This window comes from Zongyangia hominis, assembly GCF_014385095.1.
Taxonomy (GTDB): domain Bacteria; phylum Bacillota; class Clostridia; order Oscillospirales; family Ruminococcaceae; genus Zongyangia; species Zongyangia hominis.
In genome coordinates this window covers 137738-155410 of record NZ_JACRTC010000001.1, presented here as the reverse complement: position 1 = coordinate 155410, position 17673 = coordinate 137738, and the positions used below count along the sequence as shown (strand labels likewise).

Below are 17673 nucleotides of genomic sequence, written 5' to 3'. Positions count from 1 at the left end.
CACAGAGCGTGATCTCACAGAGAGCTGCCGTTTGGTGGAAGGCAGCAGATGACACTGGGCTGAATGGACTCATGAGGGCAGGACGAAAAGCGGCAACGCCCAGTAGTGCCTGACGGGACCTCCACCCGTTACCAAGGGAGCCTATATGTTTGTATAGGGAGCGAGTGGACGCGCAAGCGTCAATTTGGGTGGTACCGCAGAAGCAAAGGCTTTTGTCCCAACAGTATTGTTGAGACAAAAGCCTTTTTTGTTGTCCTTTACGGCAATGCGGCGGCCAAAGCCCCGCGTGGCAGATTGTCTTCGATACACTTCCCCGCTCCCGGAAATTCATTTTGAAAAGGAGTCCTTACTATGACCAAAATTCCTCACAGACTGTATCTCACCGAAGACCAGATGCCCAAACAATGGTATAACCTGCGCGCCGACATGCCCGAGCAGCCCGACCCCATGCTCAACCCCGCCACCCTGCAGCCCGCCACAGAGGAAGAGCTCTATCCCGTCTTCTGCAAGGACTTGGCCCATCAGGAGATGGACGCCACCACCCGCTATATCGACATCCCGGAAGAAATCCAGGAGATGTATAAGATTTACCGGCCCTCTCCCCTCATCCGCGCCTACAATCTGGAAAAGGCCCTGGAGACCCCGGCCAAGATCTACTATAAATTCGAGGGCAACAACACCTCCGGCAGCCACAAGCTCAATTCCGCCATCGCCCAGGCCTATTACGCCAAGAAGCAGGGTTTAACCTGTCTGACAACCGAAACGGGCGCCGGCCAGTGGGGCACGGCCCTCTCTGAGGCCTGCGCCTACTTTGGACTGGACCTGACCGTCTACATGGTCAAGGTCTCCTACAACCAAAAACCCTACCGCAAAGCGGTCATGCAGACCTTTGACGCCAACGTCATCGCGAGCCCCAGCGACACCACCAACGCCGGACGCCAGATTCTGGCCAAGGACCCGAACACCGGCGGCAGCCTGGGCTGCGCCATATCCGAGGCCATTGAAAAGGCCGTCAGCACCGAGGGATGCCGCTACGTCTTGGGCTCCGTCCTCAACCAGGTGCTGCTGCATCAGTCCATCATCGGGCTCGAAAGCAAGAAGGCCATGGAAATCCTGGGCGAGTACCCCGACGTCATCATCGGATGCGCCGGCGGCGGCTCCAACTTAGGCGGCCTCATCGCCCCCTTCATGCAGGATAAGTTGACCGGCAAAGCGAATCCCCGCATCGTGGCCGTGGAGCCCGCCTCCTGCCCCTCCCTTACCCGTGGCAAATATGCTTATGATTTCTGCGACACCGGCAAGGTGACGCCGCTTGCCCGGATGTACACCCTGGGCTCCGGCTTCATGCCCTCGGCCAACCACGCGGGCGGACTGCGGTATCACGGCATGTCCCCCATCCTCTCCAAGCTCTACCACGACGGCTATATGGAGGCGGTGGCCGTGGAACAGACCAAGGTCTTTGACGCGGCGACCACCTTCGCCAAATACGAAACCATCCTCCCCGCCCCCGAGTCCGCCCACGCCATCCGCGCGGCCATGGACGAGGCCATCAAGTGCAAGGAAACCGGCGAGGAAAAGACCATCCTCTTCGGCCTCACCGGCACCGGCTACTTCGATATGACCGCCTATCAGGCCTACCACGACGGCAACATGACCGACTACGTCCCCACCGACGCCGATTTACAAAAGGGCTTCGACGGCCTTCCCAAGGTCGATTAGTCCCTTCTCGGTTTTTAAGCAAAACAGTACCCCGGCAAAAAAGGCATCCGGCTTACGCTGGATGCCTTTTGTCGCTTTTATGGGAGCTCCTCTTTTTCGATGTGCAAAGGGCCACGTCCCCATTGCATGGGTCATTTCCCATCCGGGCGGCGCCATGCGCCCTCTCGTGGGGCATTCACCGCTGCCGCACGGGATAATGGTCCCCCTGCTCCGCAGCGCGGCATCCCTCACCGGCAGGCGGAGAGGAACCACTGGCTTCGTTGGAACGCTGTCTGCGGCACGCAAGGCCACGCCCCCCTGCGCCACAGCGCGGTGTCCCTCACCGGCAGGTGAAAAGAAACCGCAGTCTTTGTTCGGACGCTGTCCTTTACATCCGAAATCACGGTCCTCATGCGCTAAGAGCGACATCCTCCACCGGTAGGTGGAAAAAGATGCGCCGCTAACTTCGTTAGCGCGCTCATCGCGGCGCACAGGACCATGGCTCCCATGCGTCACAGCGCGGCTTCCCCCACCGGCAGGTGGAAAGCCCCAGTCGAAAAGACGGCTGGGGCTTTTTCATGTTTTGTTTACTTTTTTTCCGTATTTTCTTCTTTGCGCTTGGCGCAATCCTTGCGGGCGCATCCCGCACAGCCCTGACAGCCGCCGCAGTTTCCTCGGTGCTTCCAGGCGTAGCGGGCCGCCAGTGCAACCAGCACCAGCACAATGGCAAGAATCACATAATCGATGGGCCTCATAGTTCCTTCTTTCTTTAATGGATGAACAGCGCGCCGATCTGGTAGACCCCGCAGGCCACCAGCCATGCCACCACGCTTTGGAAGACCGCCACCAGCGCCGCGGCCTTCCCGCTGTTCATCTCCCGTTTGACGGCGCTGATGGCCGCCACACAGGGGGTGTAAAGCAGGGTAAAGACCAGGAAGGCGCTGGCCGCCAGCGGCGTAAAGATGGAGGCAAGTGCTTGAGGTAGGTTGGCGGTGGAAGCGCCTGTGAGCACCGCAAAGGTGCTGATGACGGCCTCCTTGGCCGAAAATCCGGTGATGAGGGCGGTGGAAGCCCGCCAGTCGGCAAAACCGAGAGGTGCAAAAATGGGGGAAATAAACCGCCCGATGCCCGCCAACATGCTGTCGGCGCTGTTTTGCACCACGTTAAAACGAAAATCAAAGGTCTGGAAGAACCAGATAATCAAAGTTGCTACAAAGATGATGGTAAAAGCGCGAGTCAAAAAGTCCTTGGCCTTGTCCCAGAGGAGCAGACACACGCTCTTGGGACTGGGAAGGCGGTAGTTGGGCAGTTCCATGACAAAGGGCACGGGGTTGCCCCGAAACGCCGTCTTTTTGAGGACAAGCCCCACAATGATGCCGATGATCATACCCAAGACATACAGCCCGATCATGACGAGGGCCCGGTACTTAGGGAAAAAGGCCATGGTAAACATGCCGTAAATGGGGAGCTTGGCGCTACACGACATGAAGGGGGTGAGCATGATGGTCATCCTCCGGTCCCGCTCGCTGGAGAGGGTTCGGGTGGCCATGATGGCCGGCACCGAACAGCCGAAGCCGATGAGCATGGGCACAAAGCTACGCCCCGACAGGCCGATTTTGCGCAGGAGTTTATCCATCACAAAGGCCACCCGGGCCATATAGCCGCTGTCCTCCAACAGGGAGAGGAAGAAAAAGAGCACTACGATGGTGGGGATAAAGGACAGCACGCTGCCCACACCGGCGAAAGCGCCGTCGATTATCAAGGAATGGACCACGGGGTTGATACCGTAGGCGGTGAGCCCCGCGCTGACGACGCCGGTTACGGCGTCGATGCCCCGGGCCAGCAAGTCGCTCAAAAAGCTGCCGATCACGCCGAAGGTCAACCAGAAGATGATGAGCATGATCAGCAGAAACACCGGGATGGCTAAATATTTATTGGTGAGCACGTTGTCGATGTGGACACTGCGGATGTGCTCCCGGCTCTCCTTGGGCTTGACCACACAGTCGGCGCAGAGTTTATCGATAAAGGAGTAACGCATGTCGGCCAGCGCCGCCTTTTTGTCGGTACCAAGCTCCCGCTCCATCTCTGTGATGCTGTGGCCGATCATGTCCTTCTCATTGTCGGACAGATGCAGCGCTTCCTCGATGGGCGCATCCCCTTCCACCAGCTTGGTGGCCACAAAGCGCATGGGAAAACCGATGCGCTCGGCATGGTCCTCGACTAAGTGAGCGATAGAGTGGATGGTTCTATGTACGGCTCCCGAGCAGAAGTCCTGCCGCTTGGGAAGCTGCTTGCGCTCGGCTGTCTTGATGGCCCGCGCTATCAGCTCGTCGATGCCCTCGTTTTTGGCCGCCGAGATGGGAACCACCGGCACCCCCAATTCCTCCGAAAGCTGGGAAATCTTCACGGTGCCGCCGTTGGAGCGCATCTCGTCCATCATGTTGAGGGCGATCACCATGGGCACACCCAGCTCGATGAGCTGCATGCTCAGATAGAGGTTGCGCTCGATGTTCATGGCGTCGACAATGTTGATGATGCCGTCCGGATGGTGTTTGAGGATAAATTCCCGGGTGACGATCTCCTCACTGGTGTAGGGGGAAAGAGAATAGATGCCGGGCAGATCCACCACCGTGGCGTCCTTCTGCCCCCGAATAACCCCATCCTTGCGCTCCACCGTGACGCCGGGGAAGTTCCCCACATGCTGGTTGGAGCCGGTCAGCTGGTTAAAGAGTGTCGTTTTGCCGCTGTTCTGGTTACCTACCAGTGCAAAAACCATGGACTAGTCCTCCTCCACCACAATATTTTTTGCGTCGTCCACCCGCAGTGTCAGTTCATAGCCCCGCAGCATCAGCTCGATGGGATCCCCCATCGGCGCCACCTTGCGGATCATCACCTGGGTGTGTGGTGTCAATCCCATGTCCAACAGCCGGTCCCGGAGCGCTCCCTCTCCGCCTACCGCAACGATTCTCGCCTTTTTGCCGATTCTCATCTGGTTTAATGTTTTCATCAATTTGTCCGCTCCCTTATTCCAACGTCCATCGCCAATATTCCATTTTATTTTACAGCGAAACGAAAAAAAATGCAACGAAACCCTATCGTTTTCTTTCCATTTCCAATATTTAAAGGGCCTCTCGCCATCCTCACGGATTGACCACGTGAATGGGACATCCACTGAGAAACGCCTCCATATTTTCGGCGACCATCCGCACAAGACGCCGTCGGGTTTCCTCGGGCGCCCAGGCGATGTGGGGGGTGACGATGCAGTTTTTGGTATGGAGAAGCGGATTATCCTCCCTCGGCGGCTCGTTGGAAAGCACATCCACCCCGGCGCCCCAGAGCTTGCCGCTGTTTAAAGCGTCGGCCACATCCCGCTCATTGAGGATGGGGCCCCGAGCAGTGTTGATGAGGATGGCGCCGTCCTTCATCTTGGCGATGGCCGCCTTGTCGATGAGATTGCGGGTCTCGGGAAAGAGAGGGCAGTGGAGGGAGATGACGTCGCTTTCCCTGAGCAGGGTATCCAGATCGGTAAAGCGGATGGAATCGGTTTCCATGCGGGGGTCGGGATGACGGCGGGTGCCCAGGACCCGCATGCCGAAGGCCGCCGCGATCTGGGCGGTGCGGTAGCCGATGTCCCCCATGCCGATAATACCCATGGTCTTGTCTTTGAGCTCCATGAGCGGCAGGGCCGAGGCGTAGCGGCCGGGCGCCTCCTCCCAGCGTCCGGTGCGGACCAGGCTGTCATAGGCCGGGACATGGTGGCAGATTTCTAAGAGCAGGGCGAAGACAAACTGAGCCACCGCTTCGGTGGAATATCCGGGCACATTACAGACCACCACCCCATGCTCCTTGGCCGCGGCGGTGTCGATGATGTTGTAGCCGGTGGCGAAGAGCCCCACGTATTTTAATCCCGGGCACTGCTCGAACACCTCCCGCCGGATGCGGGTGCGGGTGCAGACGATGATGGGGGCGTCGCCGATGCGCTCAATGACCCGCTCCGGCGGGGTGCTTTCATAGACGGTCACTTCCCCCACCCTATTGAGCCTTTCCCAGGAAATGTCGGACGGATTGACCGTCCCCGCGTCCAAAACCACAATCTTCAAAAAAGTTCCTCCTCGTTTCCCATTTCCCCCACATTTTACCACACCTGGCGTCTCCTTATACACCCCTTGCGCAGAAAAAACTCCGCATGCAAAATGCATGCGGAGTTTTTTTGTTTTAACCCGCTTCCGGTTGGGCGAACTGGCTATTATAGAGCGTCTTGTAGAAGCCTCCCTGGGCCATGAGCTCCTCGTGGCTGCCTGTCTCAATGATATCGCCGTCCTTGAGCACCAGGATGCAGTCGGCGTCCCGGATGGTGGAAAGGCGGTGGGCGATGACGAAGCTGGTCCGGCCCTCGGTGAGCTTATTCATGGCCTTTTGGATGAGTAACTCTGTACGGGTGTCCACCGAGCTGGTGGCTTCGTCCAGGATGAGGATGCTCGGGTCGGAGAGGACCGCTCGGGCGATGGTCAGCAGCTGTTTCTGCCCTTGGGAGATATTGGAGGCGTCCTCGTTGAGGATCATCTCATAGCCGCCGGGCAGGGTGCGGATGAAGTGGTCGGCATAGGCCGCGTCGGCTGCTTTGACCACGTTCTTATCGTTCTGCCCCAGGTCGCCGTAGCGGATGTTCTCCCGAATGGTGCCTTTAAAGGACCAAGTGTCCTGGAGCACCATGCCGAACATATCCCGCAGGTCGTCCCGGGTCATATCCATGATGTCCACCCCGTCGATGAGGATGCGCCCGCCGTCCACGTCGTAAAAGCGCATGAGGAGGTTGACGAGAGTGGTCTTCCCCGCCCCGGTGGGGCCGACAATGGCGATCTTCTGGCCCGGTTTGACGGAGAAATTGAGGTTTTTGATGAGCGGATGCTCTTTGTCGTAGCCGAAGGTGACGTTTTCAAAGACCACCTCGCCCTTGACGCTTGTCAGCTTCACCGGATGATCGGTGTCGGGCACCTCCTCCTGCTCGTCGAGGACCTCGAAGATGCGCTCGGCGGCGGCTACGGTGGACTGGATGATGTTGGCGATATTGGCCGTCTGGGAGATCGGCTGGTTAAACTGGCGCAGATATTGGATAAAGGCCTGGATATCGCCCAGCGGCAACATGCCGGCGGACACCATGACGCCGCCGCCCACACAGACTAAGATATAACCCAAGTTGCCCACAAAGCCAATGATGGGCATGATGATGCTCGAACAAAACTGGGCCTTCCAGGCGTTGTCGAAGAGCTTGTCGTTAATTTTATCAAACTCCTCGGTCACCTGTTTTTCCCGGCCGTAGAGCTTGATGACCTCATGGCCGGTGTACATCTCCTCCACATGGCCGTTGAGCTCGCCGATGGAAATCTGCTGGCCCTTAAAGAAGCCCTGGGAGCGTTTGACCACCTTCATGGAGGCAAGCATGGAAAGCGGCAGGGTGATCAGCGCGATCAGGGAGAGCCAGGGGCTGATGACCAGCATCATCACGAGGATGCCGATGACGGTGGCCACCGAGGTGATGAGCTGGGAAATACTCTGCTGGAAGGAGGTGGACACGGTGTCCACGTCGTTGGTGACCCGGCTGAGGATTTCGCCGTAGGTGCGGGTGTCGAAGTAATTAAGCGGCAGTTTCGCCAGCTTTTCGTCCACATCCTTGCGCAGGTTGTACATGGTCTTTTGGGAGATGCCCGCGATCATGTATTGCTGGATGTAGTTAAAGAGGGCGGAAAGCAGGTAGATGATGCCCAAAACGATGAGGATCCTCCCCACCGCTTCAAAGTCGATGCCGCCACCTGTTGCCATCCGCTGGAATCCGGAAAAGAGCTCGGTGGTGGCCATACCTAGCACCTTGGGGCTCAGGATGGAAAAGAGGGTGGCCAGCAGGATAAAGAGGATGGCAACGCCCAGGGAAACGCGGTAGGGCTTTAAATACCCCAAGAGACGCTTGAGGGTGCCTTTAAAATCTTTTGGTTTTCCATAGTGGGAAGCTTGGTGTCTTCCCGGTCCCATTCTCATACTCATGCCAATTCCTCCGCCGTCAGCTGCGAAGATGCAATCTCACGATAGATTTCGCAAGTATTTAGCAGTTCCCGATGGGTTCCCACGCCGATGAGCTGACCCTCATCCATCACCAGGATGCGGTCGGCATCCATAATGGTGCTGATGCGCTGGGCCACAATGATGACCGCCGCATCCTGCGTCTTCTTTTTGAGCGCCGCCCGCAAAGCGGCGTCGGTCTTAAAGTCCAGCGCTGAGAAGCTGTCGTCGAAAATATAGATTTCCGGCTCCCGCACCGCCGCCCGGGCAATGGAGAGGCGCTGCTTCTGTCCGCCTGAAACGTTGGTTCCGCCCTGGGCGATGGGGGAGTCAAACTGCTCCTCCTTCTGCTCGATAAACTCCATGGACTGGGAGAGGATGGCCGCCGCCCGCATGTCTTCCTCGGTGGCGTCCTCCTTCCCCGAAAGGATGTTGGAACGGATGGTCCCCGAAAAGAGCACCGCCTTTTGAGGGATATAGCCGATCTTCGCCCGCAGATCCTTCTGGGCATAGTCCCGGACATTGATTCCATCCACCAATACTTCGCCCTCGGTCACATCGTAGAGCCGGGGAATGAGCTTGATGATGGTGGATTTGCCGCTGCCGGTGCTGCCGATGATGGCGGTGGTCTCCCCCTTGGCCGTGGCAAAGGAAATGTCCTTGATGACAGGCTCCGGCGCGCCGGGATAGGAGAAGGTCACATGGCGAAACTCGACGCTGCCCTTGACATCCTCCGGGGCCCGCCGGGGCTGTTCGGGGTCGGTGACGGTGATCTGGGAGTCGATGACCTCCATGATGCGCTCCGCCGAGGCGGAGGCTCTGGGCATCATGACGAAGACCATGGACATCATGACAAAGGACATCATGATCTGCATGACGTACTGCACCACCGCCATCACGTCGCCCACCATCATGGCCCCCGCCTGGATGCGCAGGCCGCCGAACCACATCAGCCCGATGGTGGAAAAATTGAGGATGACCATGACCGCCGGCATGAGCAGGGCCATGGTCCGCTGCATCTTGACGGTGGTCTGGGTCAAGTCTTTGTTTGCCTCATCAAAGCGCCCCTTTTCATACTCGGTGTTGTTAAACGCCTTGATGACCCGGATGCCGGTCAGCTTTTCCCGCATGACCATGTTGACCCGGTCTAACTTTCTCTGCATGGATTTGGAGAGAGGTAACGCCCGGTTGGCAATCATCATGACCATAAAGATCAAAAACGGGACGGCTACCACCACCACTAAGGAGAGAGACGCGCTCTTGGCAAGTGTCATGATGATGCCGCCCACACAGAGGATCGGCGCCATGATGACTACCCTTAGGAGCATCATCAGGAACATCTGGAGCTGCTGGACGTCGTTGGTGGTGCGGGTGATGAGGGATGAAGTGCCGAAGGTGTCGAACTCTGCCAAAGCAAATTCCTCCACCTTGCGAAAGATGCCCTTGCGCAGGTCCCGGCCGAGGCCGGTGGAAATCCGGGCGGCAAAATAGCCCACCACGATGGTGGCCGCCATGCCCAACAGGGCCAGCGCCAGCATCAGAGCGCCCATGGTAAAGATATAGCCGGTGTTGCCGGTGGCCACGCCCTTGTCAATGATGTTGGACATCAGCGCCGGCAGGGACAAATCTGCAAAGCCGCTGACGAAAGTCAGCAGCACGACCAGAACAATCCCCTTGGTAAAAGGCCGCAAATACCTCAAAAGTTTTGTCATAAATACCCCCCTATGCGGTTGTCTTCCCAGTTCTCTGGGATATTTTTCTCTTCTTTTGTGCCGTTTAGTCAGGACGGCCAACTATTTCACCCGGTGAAATAGTTGAAAAAAATCGATAGGAGGCAATTTCCTCATGTCCTTCATGGGAAAGTGCCTCCGCTCTCATCTTTTCGGTTTTCAGTTTTTCCTGCTCATGTACCCCAAGGCATTTTGCAAAATTCTGACAAACTGACGGCTGTCGTCGTGCCCCAGATATTCCATCAGTCCCCGATTTTTTTGAATCATCAGCTCCCTGGCCTCTTCGTACACTGCTTCCCCCCGATCGGTCAGCTTTACCCTGACGACCCGGCGGTCCAGCTTGGAATAGAGGCGGGTGACGTAACCCTGCTCCTCCAAGGAGTTAATGACCGGCGTAATACTGGGCGGCGTCACACCCAACAGGCGGCCGATGTCGGAGGTTTTAATTCCCTCCTGATGCTCGTCCTCCTGGGATTTGATGCACACAATGGCATTGAGCTCGGTTGTTTTGATTCCCGGAAACTTAATTTTGGAAGTGTTTGCCCTTCCAAACAGGGCCAGCAATTCTACCAGGCGCTGGGCTGTCTCTTGATCAGACATCTGTTCACGCTCCTAATATTTGCCGGCAAAATATTGAAACTACATAATTATTTTATCGCAATCTCCCGCAAAATTCGTAACTTGCGAAAGAACAATTTGTGAACAATTTGGAAATGCATGAAATAAATAGCACTGCGTTCACTAAATTGCCAACCATAGATTTGCCCGCAAAAAAACAGCCGCTTATGGCGGCTGTTTCTCTTTATTTTTTCAGCGGGTAGGAGCGGATGGCCCCGGTGGGACAAGCCTCCTCGCAGGCCCGGCAGTTGATGCAGGTCTTGGGGTCGATGGCCGCCAGATTGTCGGTGACCTTGGCCGCCCCGGTGGGACAGACCTTTTCGCACTTCTTGCATCCGATGCAGCCGTTGGCGCATACCTTTCGAGTGAACGCGCCCTTGTCGTGGGAGGAGCATCCCACAAAGACCACGTTGCCCGCCGGGCGCATCTCAATGAGGGCGTTGGGGCACTCGCGGGAACACATGCCACAGCCGGTGCATTTCTCTTTGTCCACCACCGCCACGCCGTTTACGATGTGGATGGCGTCGAACATGCACACCGCCACGCAGTCGCCGAAGCCCAGGCAGGCATGGCTGCACTTGCCCCGGCCCTGGTAGAAGGTGTTGCAGGCCGAACAGGTCTGAGGGCCCCGATACTCCATGATATAGTCGGTGGCGTCGCAGTCACCGCCGCATTTGACCATGGCGGAAACTTCCTCCACGTCGGCAAAGTCCACGCCCAAGACCGCGCTGATGGCGCGGGACGTCTTGTCGCCGCCGGGGACGCACAGATTTGTCTTGATGCCCGGGGTCCCGGCCAACGCCTTGGCGTAGGCGTCACAGCCGGCATATCCGCAGGCGCCGCAGTTAGCGCCGGGCAGCACCTCCCGGATCTGATCGAATTTCGGATCGGTCTTGACCGCCATAAACTTGGCGGCCAGCGCAAGCAGCAGGCCAGCGAGCAAACCGAGAGCCGTCAGGATGAGAATTGGCAATACAATTGTTGTAAACATGGCAACCTCCCTTTCCTCTTTGGCCTATTTGAACAGCCCGTCCACGACGCCCATAAAGCCGCCGAAGGACAGGGATACCAGGGACGCCGCCACCAGGGTGATGGGCATCCCCTTGAACGAATCGGGAATATCGCAGCCTTCCATCCGCTGCCGGACGCCGGAGAAGAGGACCATGGCCAGCAAAAAGCCGAGGCCCGCGCCTGCGCCGTTGACGATGGAATTTAAAAAGTTGTAGCTATTGTCCACGTTGAGCAGCGTCACGCCCAGCACCGCGCAGTTGGTGGTAATCAGCGGCAGGTAGACGCCCAGGGATTTGTGCAGGGCGGGGATAAACTTCTTGAGTACAATTTCTACTAACTGCACAAAGGCGGCGATGACCAGGATAAAGACAATGGTGTTGAGATAGGTCAGGTCATATTCCAGCAGTAGGTATTTATAGATGGGATAGGTGACGGCCGACGCCATGACCATGACGAAGGTGACCGCCAGGCCCATGCCCACGGCGGAGTCCAGCTTCTTAGAGACGCCCAGGAAGGGACATACGCCCATAAATTTGGAAAGGACGAAGTTGTCGACCAGGATGGCGCTGACCAAGATCATAAATATTTCTTTCATGGTTTAGCATCCTCCCTCGTTGGTTTTTCCGCACTGTTCCGCCATGGGGCAGGCGGCGCAGCCGGTGGATTTCTTGACGGTCTTGCCCCGCTTGCGGGAGATGAAGTTGACCGCCGCGATGACGCAGCCGAAGACGAAGAAGCCGCCCGGCGCCGACGCGAAAATCTTCATGGGCTCCACGCCCGCCGGCAGCAAGGTGATGCCGAACCAAGTGCCCGCGCCGATGATCTCACGAATGGAGCCGATGATGAGCAGCGCCATGGTAAACCCGAGACCCATGCCCACGCCGTCCAGGAGGCTGTTGAGCACCGTGTTCTTGCTGGCGAAAAGCTCCGCCCGGGCCAGAATGATGCAGTTAACGACAATCAGCGGCAGGAAGATGCCCAGCTCCTTGTCGAGAAACGGCACAAGGGCCTTGACGAGCAGCTGGATGATGGTGACGAAGCCCGCGATAACCACGATATAGGCGGGGATGCGGACCTTGTCGGGAATCACTTTTTTGAGTAAGGAGATGACCACGTTGGAGCCGATGAGAACGAAGGTCGCGGCCAGTCCCATGCCCAGGCCGTTCTTGGCCATGGTGGTGACGGCTAGGGTCGGGCAGGTGCCCAACAACAGGACCAGAACCGGGTTCTCCTTGATGATGCCGTTCATCAAAATTTTCATTCTGTTCATCTTAGAGTTCCCCCTTTATCTGATCATAGGCGGCCAGGGTGGCGTTCAAAATGCCCTTCATGGCGGTGGAGGAGATGGTGGCGCCGGCAATGGTCTGCACGTCGTCCACGTTGCCGCTCTTGCCGGTAAAGCGGTTTAGGAAGTCGGGCTCCGCCGTCTTGCTGCCAAGTCCCGGCGTCTCGCTGGCTTCCAGCACCTTGACCGCGACTACGGCGCCCTCGCCGTCCAGTCCGGTCATGACGGTGATGTCGCCGCCATAACCCTTGCCGACGGCTTTGACGGTGACGCCGGCCCCGTTTTTGGCCTTGTGGATTTCCAGGATGCCCGTACCGGCGAGCGCCTCGTCCACATCCAGTTTTTCAAAGCCGTCCGCGTCGGGCAGGACCTCCTTGCGCGCCTCGTTGGAGGCCGCGTCGCCCTGGGCCGCGATGATGGGGGCGGTGAGCTGATAAGTGCCCACCAGGCAGGCGGTGACCACCAGACAGATGATGAGCAGCACCGCGGTGGGTTTGATGATTTCTCTTACAATATTCATGCCTTCGCACCTCCAAACACACGGGGTCTGGTGAGCTTCTCAATATAGGGGGTCAGTATGTTCATCAGTAAAATGGCGAAGGATACGCCTTCGGGATAGGAAGCAAAGTTGCGAATGAGCAGGGTGATCAGTCCGCAGCCCACGCCGAAGATGCATTTGCCCCAGAAGGTGACCGGGGAGGTGGCGTAGTCGGTGGCCATAAAGATGGCGCCCAGCATGAGGCCGCCGGAGAGGATCTGGGCCACGGGGTCGAGCCCCAGCAGGAAGCTGCCCACAAAGACGGTGCCGATGAAAGCTACCGGCGCCATGGGATTAATGATTCTGCGCGCCACCAGATAGACGCCGCCGATGAGGAGCGCCAAAGCGCAGGTCTCGCCCAGGCAGCCGCCGGTGAGTCCCAGGAACAGCTCCATGTTGCTGGGGATGGCGGCCGCCGGGTCGGAAAGCAGGGCCAGCGGGGTGGCGGTGGCCACCACGTCGGCGCTGCGGTAATAAAACGGCTCCACCCAGGTGGACATGGCGCTGGAGAAGGACAAAAACAGCACGATGCGCCCCACGATGGCGGGGTTGGCAAAGTTCTGGCCGATGCCGCCGAAGAGCTGCTTGACCACCACAATGGAGACAAAGGAGCCGATGACCGCCATCCAAATGGGGATGGTAACCGGCAGGTTAAAGGCCAGCAGCATGCCGGTCACCACCGCGGAGAGGTCCGAGGTGGTGTTGTCCTTTTTGAGCAGCGCCCGGTAGAGATATTCAAACATAACGCAGGACACCGCGCACACGGCGGTGACAAGTAGCGCCCGGAAGCCGAAGATGATGACCGAGGCAATCAGTGCCGGTGTCAAAGCGATGATCACATTCAGCATGATTTTCTGCGTTGTCATGGCATCCTTGATATGCGGAGAAGATGCTACCATCAATTTGTTACTCAATGCGTTCACCCCTTACTTTTTTGTCGTCGCTTTTCTGACCAGATTTTTGGCCAGCTTATTGGTGGCCACCAGCTGCCGCTTGGCCGGACATACATAGGAGCAGCAGCCGCACTCCATGCACAGCATGACTTTGAGCGGTCCTTTAAGGGCGTCCACCTGCTTGAGGTGGTAGGCCTTCTCGATGGCCGCGGGCATCAGGTTAAACGGACAGGCCGCGACGCACCGTCCGCACCGGATGCAGTTGGATTCCTTGGCGTGGACCGCCTGGCGCTCGTCAAAAGCGATGATGGCGTTGTTGTTTTTGATGACCGGATATTCCAAATTAAAGACGTCGATGCCCATCATGGGCCCGCCCATAAAGACCTCCTTGGGCTCGGCCTTAAAGCCGCCGCAGAAGTCGATGACGCTCTGGAAGGAAGCGCCCAGGGGCACCATCACGTTTTTGGGGGTCTGCACGGCGCTGCCGTCCACGGTGAGCCTGCGGGAAATGAGGGGCATGCCCGTCTTTATATACCGGGCCACAAAGGCCACGGAGCTGACGTTCATGGGGATGACGCCCACGTCGGCGGGAATCATGCCTTCTCCCACCACCCGCTTGGTGGAATTGTAGATGAGCACCTTTTCAGCGCCCTGGGGGTAGACGGATTTGAGGGTCATGACCTCGATGCCCCGCTCCTTTTCCGCCATCTTGGAGAGCAGCTTAATGGCCCGGGGCTTGTTGTTTTCGATGCCGATGATGCATTTTTTGATGTTCAGGTAATGCATCACCAGCTTGATGCCGTCCATGATGTCGTCGGGGTTCTCCATCATCTCCCGGTAGTCGGCGGTGATGAAGGGCTCGCACTCGGCGGCGTTGACGATGAGGGTGTCCACCTTGTCGGGGTCCTTGGGGTTTAATTTGACATGGGTCGGGAAGCCGGCGCCGCCAAGACCCACCAGCCCGCTTTTGCGCACGGCTTTGAGGAAATCCTCTTTAGAGTGGACTTCCGGCGGCCGGACGTCCTCGCTGATGGCTTGCTCCCCGTCGCTTTCAATGGCAATGGCCGGGGTGCGCATACCCATGGGATTGATAAACTCGCTGATGGACGTGACCTTGCCGGACACGCTGGAATAAATGGGCGCGGACATAAACGCATCGGTGTCCCCGATGAGTTGTCCCACCTTCACAAGATCTCCCACCTTGACGACCGGCTCGCAGGGCGCGCCCATATGCTGAATCATGGGCAGCAGCACCTTCTCCGGCACCGGCATGATTTCAGTCCCACTGTCCATGGTGTTTTTGTAGTGGGGCACTGAAATGGAGTGCAAAGGCTTTGCTACAAACTTTGACACGTCGTTTTCCTCCATATCCATAGTTTTTATCTCAGGTTTCGTTGACTTTATGTTGCAGCCTGTCAAGGGCAGGCATGACAATCCGTAAAGTAATTCCCGTGACCACACCCATCACAATGCCGGATAGGATGATCACTGGCAGGTAGTAAAAGACCAGCGCCGTCTCCAAAAGCAGGGAGGCCGCCGCGATCTGCCCCAGGTTGTGGAATACCGCGCCGAAGATGCTCACCGTCAAATAATGGAGCTTCACTTTCTTCAGCCGGATGAGCAAAAGCATGACGCCCAGGGACAACAGTCCCCCGCACAAACTCAACACGCTGGCGGTAAAACCCCGGGTAAGAAAGACAAACAAGGATTTGAGCACCGCAACCGCCGTCGCGCGCTTTCCGCCCACAAAGAAAAGGGCGTACATGGTGATGATGTTGGATAGTCCCAATTTTACTCCGGGCGGCAAAAAAGCCGCTGTCGGAAGGAGGCCCTCCAAAAAGGCCAATACCACCGCCAGGGCGAATAATAGGCCGGTAAAGGCCACGTTATATGCCGCGCTGCCATGTTTTTGCATCTGCATCCCCTCATCCATCGGCTTTTGCCTCATAAAAGGTGTACTCACCCTTTTCCCCATTTTGCCGGAAGGAGTCTTGAAGCCCCGGGGAGACATATACGTTTTTATCCTTGTCCACAATGATGAAGTCGAAGACCCCGTTGTCCGCGTATTTGAGCACCTGGTCCCGCCCCATCATAAACAGGGTGGTGGAGAGGAAATCCGCCATCATGCCGTTTTCACAAACAACGGTCGCCTGGATGAGATCGGTCTCACATGGGTAGCCGGTGCGCGGGTCAATCACATGGTGATAGCGCTTGCCGTCCTTCTCGAAGTAACGTTCATAGTCGCCGGTGGTGGCCTCCACCTTGTTTTCCATGGTGATGGCGGCGATCATCTCGTTGGCCGTCCCCCTGGGGTCGCGGATACCGATGGAGAAGTCCTTGCCCTGGGGGTTCTTCCCGATGACCAGCACATTGCCACCCAAAGAGATGTCGGCGGAGGTGATCTTCTGCTCCCCATAGATTTCCCGGACCATATCGCTGGCCATCCCCTTGGCGATTCCCCCCAAGTCCAGCGCTTGCCCCTTTCTCCGGAGCATAATCGACGTCTCCTCTTCGTTTAACAAAATGTCGCGGTAGTCGACCAATGCCTTGGCCTCGTCGATCTCCTGCTGGGACGGGATGCGGGTATTGCCGGAGGTAATACCCCAGAGGTTTGTCAGCGGCGCGATGGTGATGTCAAACAGGCCGCCCGATTGCTCCGACATGGTCTTGGCCACACTGATAAGGTCAAAGGTCTCCTTAGAAACCTTCACATATCCCATGCCCGCGTTTTTATTAATTTGGGCAACCTCCGAGCCGTCCAAGTGCATGGAAATGAGATTCTCAAAACGGCTGAGCTGGTCGTTGACCAAATTCACCGTCTCCTGTGCCTTAGGGCCGTATACGGTCTGACTGATGATGGTGTCCATCATGAACCGCTCTGAGTTGGCGGCTTCCCCTTTGCGGGCACTATAAATCCAGCCGAAGGCAACAATGGCCGCCAGCGTCACACCCGCCACGAGATAGGCCCAGATTCTCCTGTTTTTACTCAAGCGCATATTCCTCTCTTGATTCGGTCACCAGCCCTAAGTGGTCCAGTCATAACCCTTATTTTATACTATTCTTGGTTTGATTTCAATTTTTTTTACATCATTTATGAGAAAACTTTGAACAAATTTTCCCTCCGCCAACTTCCCGTGCCGGCCGCCTTCTGATTTTTAGTGAAAACGGTATATTTTTGCTGCGCCGGCGTAAAATATTCATAAATTAAAAGAAGGTTCGCGAAAAAAGGATCAGAATCATCTTGCTTTTTCCTTCTTTTTATTGTATACTGAAACCGTATAAAACAAGGCAACATTTCCATGCAAGAATCCTAAGGAGGGTATTTTCATGAAAAAGATCATCGCATCGCTGCTTGGCGCACTCATGATTGCCACCGTCTTCACCAGCTGTGGCGCATCTATGAAGGACGGCACCTACAAGGCGGAGTACAGCGCCTATTCCCATGGCTACAAAGAGTATGTGGAGCTGACCGTCAAGGACGGCAAGTTTACCGACGTAAACTTTAACGCTGTCAATGAGGCCGGCGGACTCAAGACCGACGACGAAGAATACAAAGCTTCCATGGAGCCTGTCAGCGGCACCTATCCGGCGAAATTCTACCCGGAGCTGGCCCAGAAACTGATGGACACCCAGGATATCGACAAGGTTGACAAAGTGGCCGGCGCCACCAACTCCACCGTCAGCTTTAAAGAGCTGGTTAAGGCCCTGCTCAAAGACAATGTCAAGAAGGGCGACACCGCCACCCTGGTGATAGAAAGCAAATCCGAAGGCGAAGGCGGAGACAAATAGACAGACAATTCATGCAAAAAGCGGAAGGCAGATCGCCTTCCGCTTTTTTGTTTCTGT

At 56.9% G+C, this 17673-nt stretch carries 17 protein-coding genes and 1 other annotated feature (1 of these 18 running past the window's edge); of the genes, 2 read left to right on the top strand and 15 right to left on the bottom strand.

The window, feature by feature from the left end:
- Nucleotides 1-223: a binding site (T-box leader), on the top strand (it extends 27 nt beyond the left edge of the window).
- 128 nt (nt 224-351) lie between these two features.
- Nucleotides 352-1719 (top strand): TrpB-like pyridoxal phosphate-dependent enzyme, encoded by a 1368-nt coding sequence (locus H8709_RS00685; RefSeq protein WP_262396452.1) that lies wholly within the window; start codon nt 352-354, stop codon nt 1717-1719.
- A 566-nt stretch (nt 1720-2285) separates the two neighbouring features.
- On the opposite strand, the gene H8709_RS00680 is transcribed toward H8709_RS00685, so the two are convergent.
- From H8709_RS00680 to H8709_RS00610, 15 genes are all read right to left on the bottom strand, one after another.
- A complete protein-coding gene (locus tag H8709_RS00680) occupies nt 2286-2453 on the bottom strand; it encodes a FeoB-associated Cys-rich membrane protein (protein ID WP_262396451.1) in 168 nt (55 codons plus the stop codon).
- 14 nt (nt 2454-2467) lie between these two features.
- Nucleotides 2468-4474: a ferrous iron transport protein B gene (gene feoB, locus H8709_RS00675; protein WP_262396450.1), complete on the bottom strand. Its 2007-nt coding sequence runs from the start codon at nt 4472-4474 to the stop codon at nt 2468-2470.
- A gap of 3 nt (nt 4475-4477) precedes the next feature.
- Nucleotides 4478-4705 carry a FeoA family protein gene (locus tag H8709_RS00670; RefSeq protein ID WP_392391635.1) on the bottom strand — a complete coding sequence of 76 codons (228 nt, stop codon included), beginning with the start codon at nt 4703-4705 and terminating at the stop codon, nt 4478-4480.
- A gap of 133 nt (nt 4706-4838) precedes the next feature.
- Complete coding sequence (locus H8709_RS00665) at nt 4839-5789, bottom strand: D-2-hydroxyacid dehydrogenase (protein WP_392391647.1); 951 nt, start codon at nt 5787-5789, stop codon at nt 4839-4841.
- Nucleotides 5790-5913: 124 nt separating this feature from the next.
- Entirely contained in the window at nt 5914-7737 is a 1824-nt protein-coding gene (locus H8709_RS00660; RefSeq protein ID WP_316248731.1) for an ABC transporter ATP-binding protein, read from the bottom strand.
- Nucleotides 7734-9464: an ABC transporter ATP-binding protein gene (locus tag H8709_RS00655; protein WP_262396447.1), complete on the bottom strand. Its 1731-nt coding sequence runs from the start codon at nt 9462-9464 to the stop codon at nt 7734-7736. Before H8709_RS00655 ends, H8709_RS00660 begins: the two co-directional genes overlap by 4 nt.
- Nucleotides 9465-9641: 177 nt before the next feature.
- Nucleotides 9642-10082 carry a MarR family winged helix-turn-helix transcriptional regulator gene (locus tag H8709_RS00650; protein WP_262396446.1) on the bottom strand — a complete coding sequence of 147 codons (441 nt, stop codon included), beginning with the start codon at nt 10080-10082 and terminating at the stop codon, nt 9642-9644.
- A 202-nt stretch (nt 10083-10284) separates the two neighbouring features.
- Nucleotides 10285-11091, bottom strand: a complete 807-nt coding sequence (locus H8709_RS00645) for an RnfABCDGE type electron transport complex subunit B (RefSeq protein ID WP_262396445.1) — start codon at nt 11089-11091, stop codon at nt 10285-10287.
- Between the two features lie 24 nt (nt 11092-11115).
- Entirely contained in the window at nt 11116-11706 is a 591-nt protein-coding gene (gene rsxA, locus H8709_RS00640) for an electron transport complex subunit RsxA (RefSeq protein WP_262396444.1), read from the bottom strand.
- Nucleotides 11707-11709: 3 nt separating this feature from the next.
- A complete protein-coding gene (gene rsxE / locus H8709_RS00635) occupies nt 11710-12381 on the bottom strand; it encodes an electron transport complex subunit RsxE (RefSeq protein ID WP_262396443.1) in 672 nt (223 codons plus the stop codon).
- A 1-nt stretch (nt 12382) separates the two neighbouring features.
- Nucleotides 12383-12916, bottom strand: coding sequence for an FMN-binding protein (locus H8709_RS00630; protein WP_262396442.1), 534 nt, complete (start codon nt 12914-12916; stop codon nt 12383-12385).
- Nucleotides 12913-13848 (bottom strand): RnfABCDGE type electron transport complex subunit D, encoded by a 936-nt coding sequence (locus H8709_RS00625; protein WP_449354128.1) that lies wholly within the window; start codon nt 13846-13848, stop codon nt 12913-12915. Before H8709_RS00625 ends, H8709_RS00630 begins: the two co-directional genes overlap by 4 nt.
- A 12-nt stretch (nt 13849-13860) precedes the next feature.
- The gene (gene rsxC, locus H8709_RS00620; RefSeq protein ID WP_262396440.1) at nt 13861-15180 is read right to left on the bottom strand and encodes an electron transport complex subunit RsxC; all 1320 of its coding nucleotides are present in this window, start codon (nt 15178-15180) and stop codon (nt 13861-13863) included.
- Nucleotides 15181-15211: 31 nt separating this feature from the next.
- Entirely contained in the window at nt 15212-15775 is a 564-nt protein-coding gene (locus H8709_RS00615) for a Gx transporter family protein (protein WP_262396439.1), read from the bottom strand.
- A complete protein-coding gene (locus H8709_RS00610; RefSeq protein ID WP_262396438.1) occupies nt 15753-16817 on the bottom strand; it encodes an FAD:protein FMN transferase in 1065 nt (354 codons plus the stop codon). The genes H8709_RS00615 and H8709_RS00610 overlap by 23 nt, the downstream gene beginning before the upstream one ends.
- A gap of 337 nt (nt 16818-17154) precedes the next feature.
- Here H8709_RS00610 and H8709_RS00605 point away from each other — a divergent pair, with 337 nt between their 5' ends.
- Nucleotides 17155-17616: an FMN-binding protein gene (locus H8709_RS00605; protein WP_262396437.1), complete on the top strand. Its 462-nt coding sequence runs from the start codon at nt 17155-17157 to the stop codon at nt 17614-17616.
- Nucleotides 17617-17673 lie beyond the last annotated feature (57 nt).

Coding starts and splice junctions, on each gene's coding strand:
- H8709_RS00685 (WP_262396452.1), top strand. CDS start 352: ATGACCAAAATTCCTCACAGACTGTATCTCACCGAAGACCAGATGCCC.
- H8709_RS00680 (WP_262396451.1), bottom strand. CDS start 2,453: ATGAGGCCCATCGATTATGTGATTCTTGCCATTGTGCTGGTGCTGGTT.
- feoB (WP_262396450.1), bottom strand. CDS start 4,474: ATGGTTTTTGCACTGGTAGGTAACCAGAACAGCGGCAAAACGACACTC.
- H8709_RS00670 (WP_392391635.1), bottom strand. CDS start 4,705: ATGAAAACATTAAACCAGATGAGAATCGGCAAAAAGGCGAGAATCGTT.
- H8709_RS00660 (WP_316248731.1), bottom strand. CDS start 7,737: ATGAGTATGAGAATGGGACCGGGAAGACACCAAGCTTCCCACTATGGA.
- H8709_RS00655 (WP_262396447.1), bottom strand. CDS start 9,464: ATGACAAAACTTTTGAGGTATTTGCGGCCTTTTACCAAGGGGATTGTT.
- H8709_RS00650 (WP_262396446.1), bottom strand. CDS start 10,082: ATGTCTGATCAAGAGACAGCCCAGCGCCTGGTAGAATTGCTGGCCCTG.
- H8709_RS00645 (WP_262396445.1), bottom strand. CDS start 11,091: ATGTTTACAACAATTGTATTGCCAATTCTCATCCTGACGGCTCTCGGT.
- rsxA (WP_262396444.1), bottom strand. CDS start 11,706: ATGAAAGAAATATTTATGATCTTGGTCAGCGCCATCCTGGTCGACAAC.
- rsxE (WP_262396443.1), bottom strand. CDS start 12,381: ATGAACAGAATGAAAATTTTGATGAACGGCATCATCAAGGAGAACCCG.
- H8709_RS00630 (WP_262396442.1), bottom strand. CDS start 12,916: ATGAATATTGTAAGAGAAATCATCAAACCCACCGCGGTGCTGCTCATC.
- H8709_RS00615 (WP_262396439.1), bottom strand. CDS start 15,775: ATGAGGCAAAAGCCGATGGATGAGGGGATGCAGATGCAAAAACATGGC.
- H8709_RS00605 (WP_262396437.1), top strand. CDS start 17,155: ATGAAAAAGATCATCGCATCGCTGCTTGGCGCACTCATGATTGCCACC.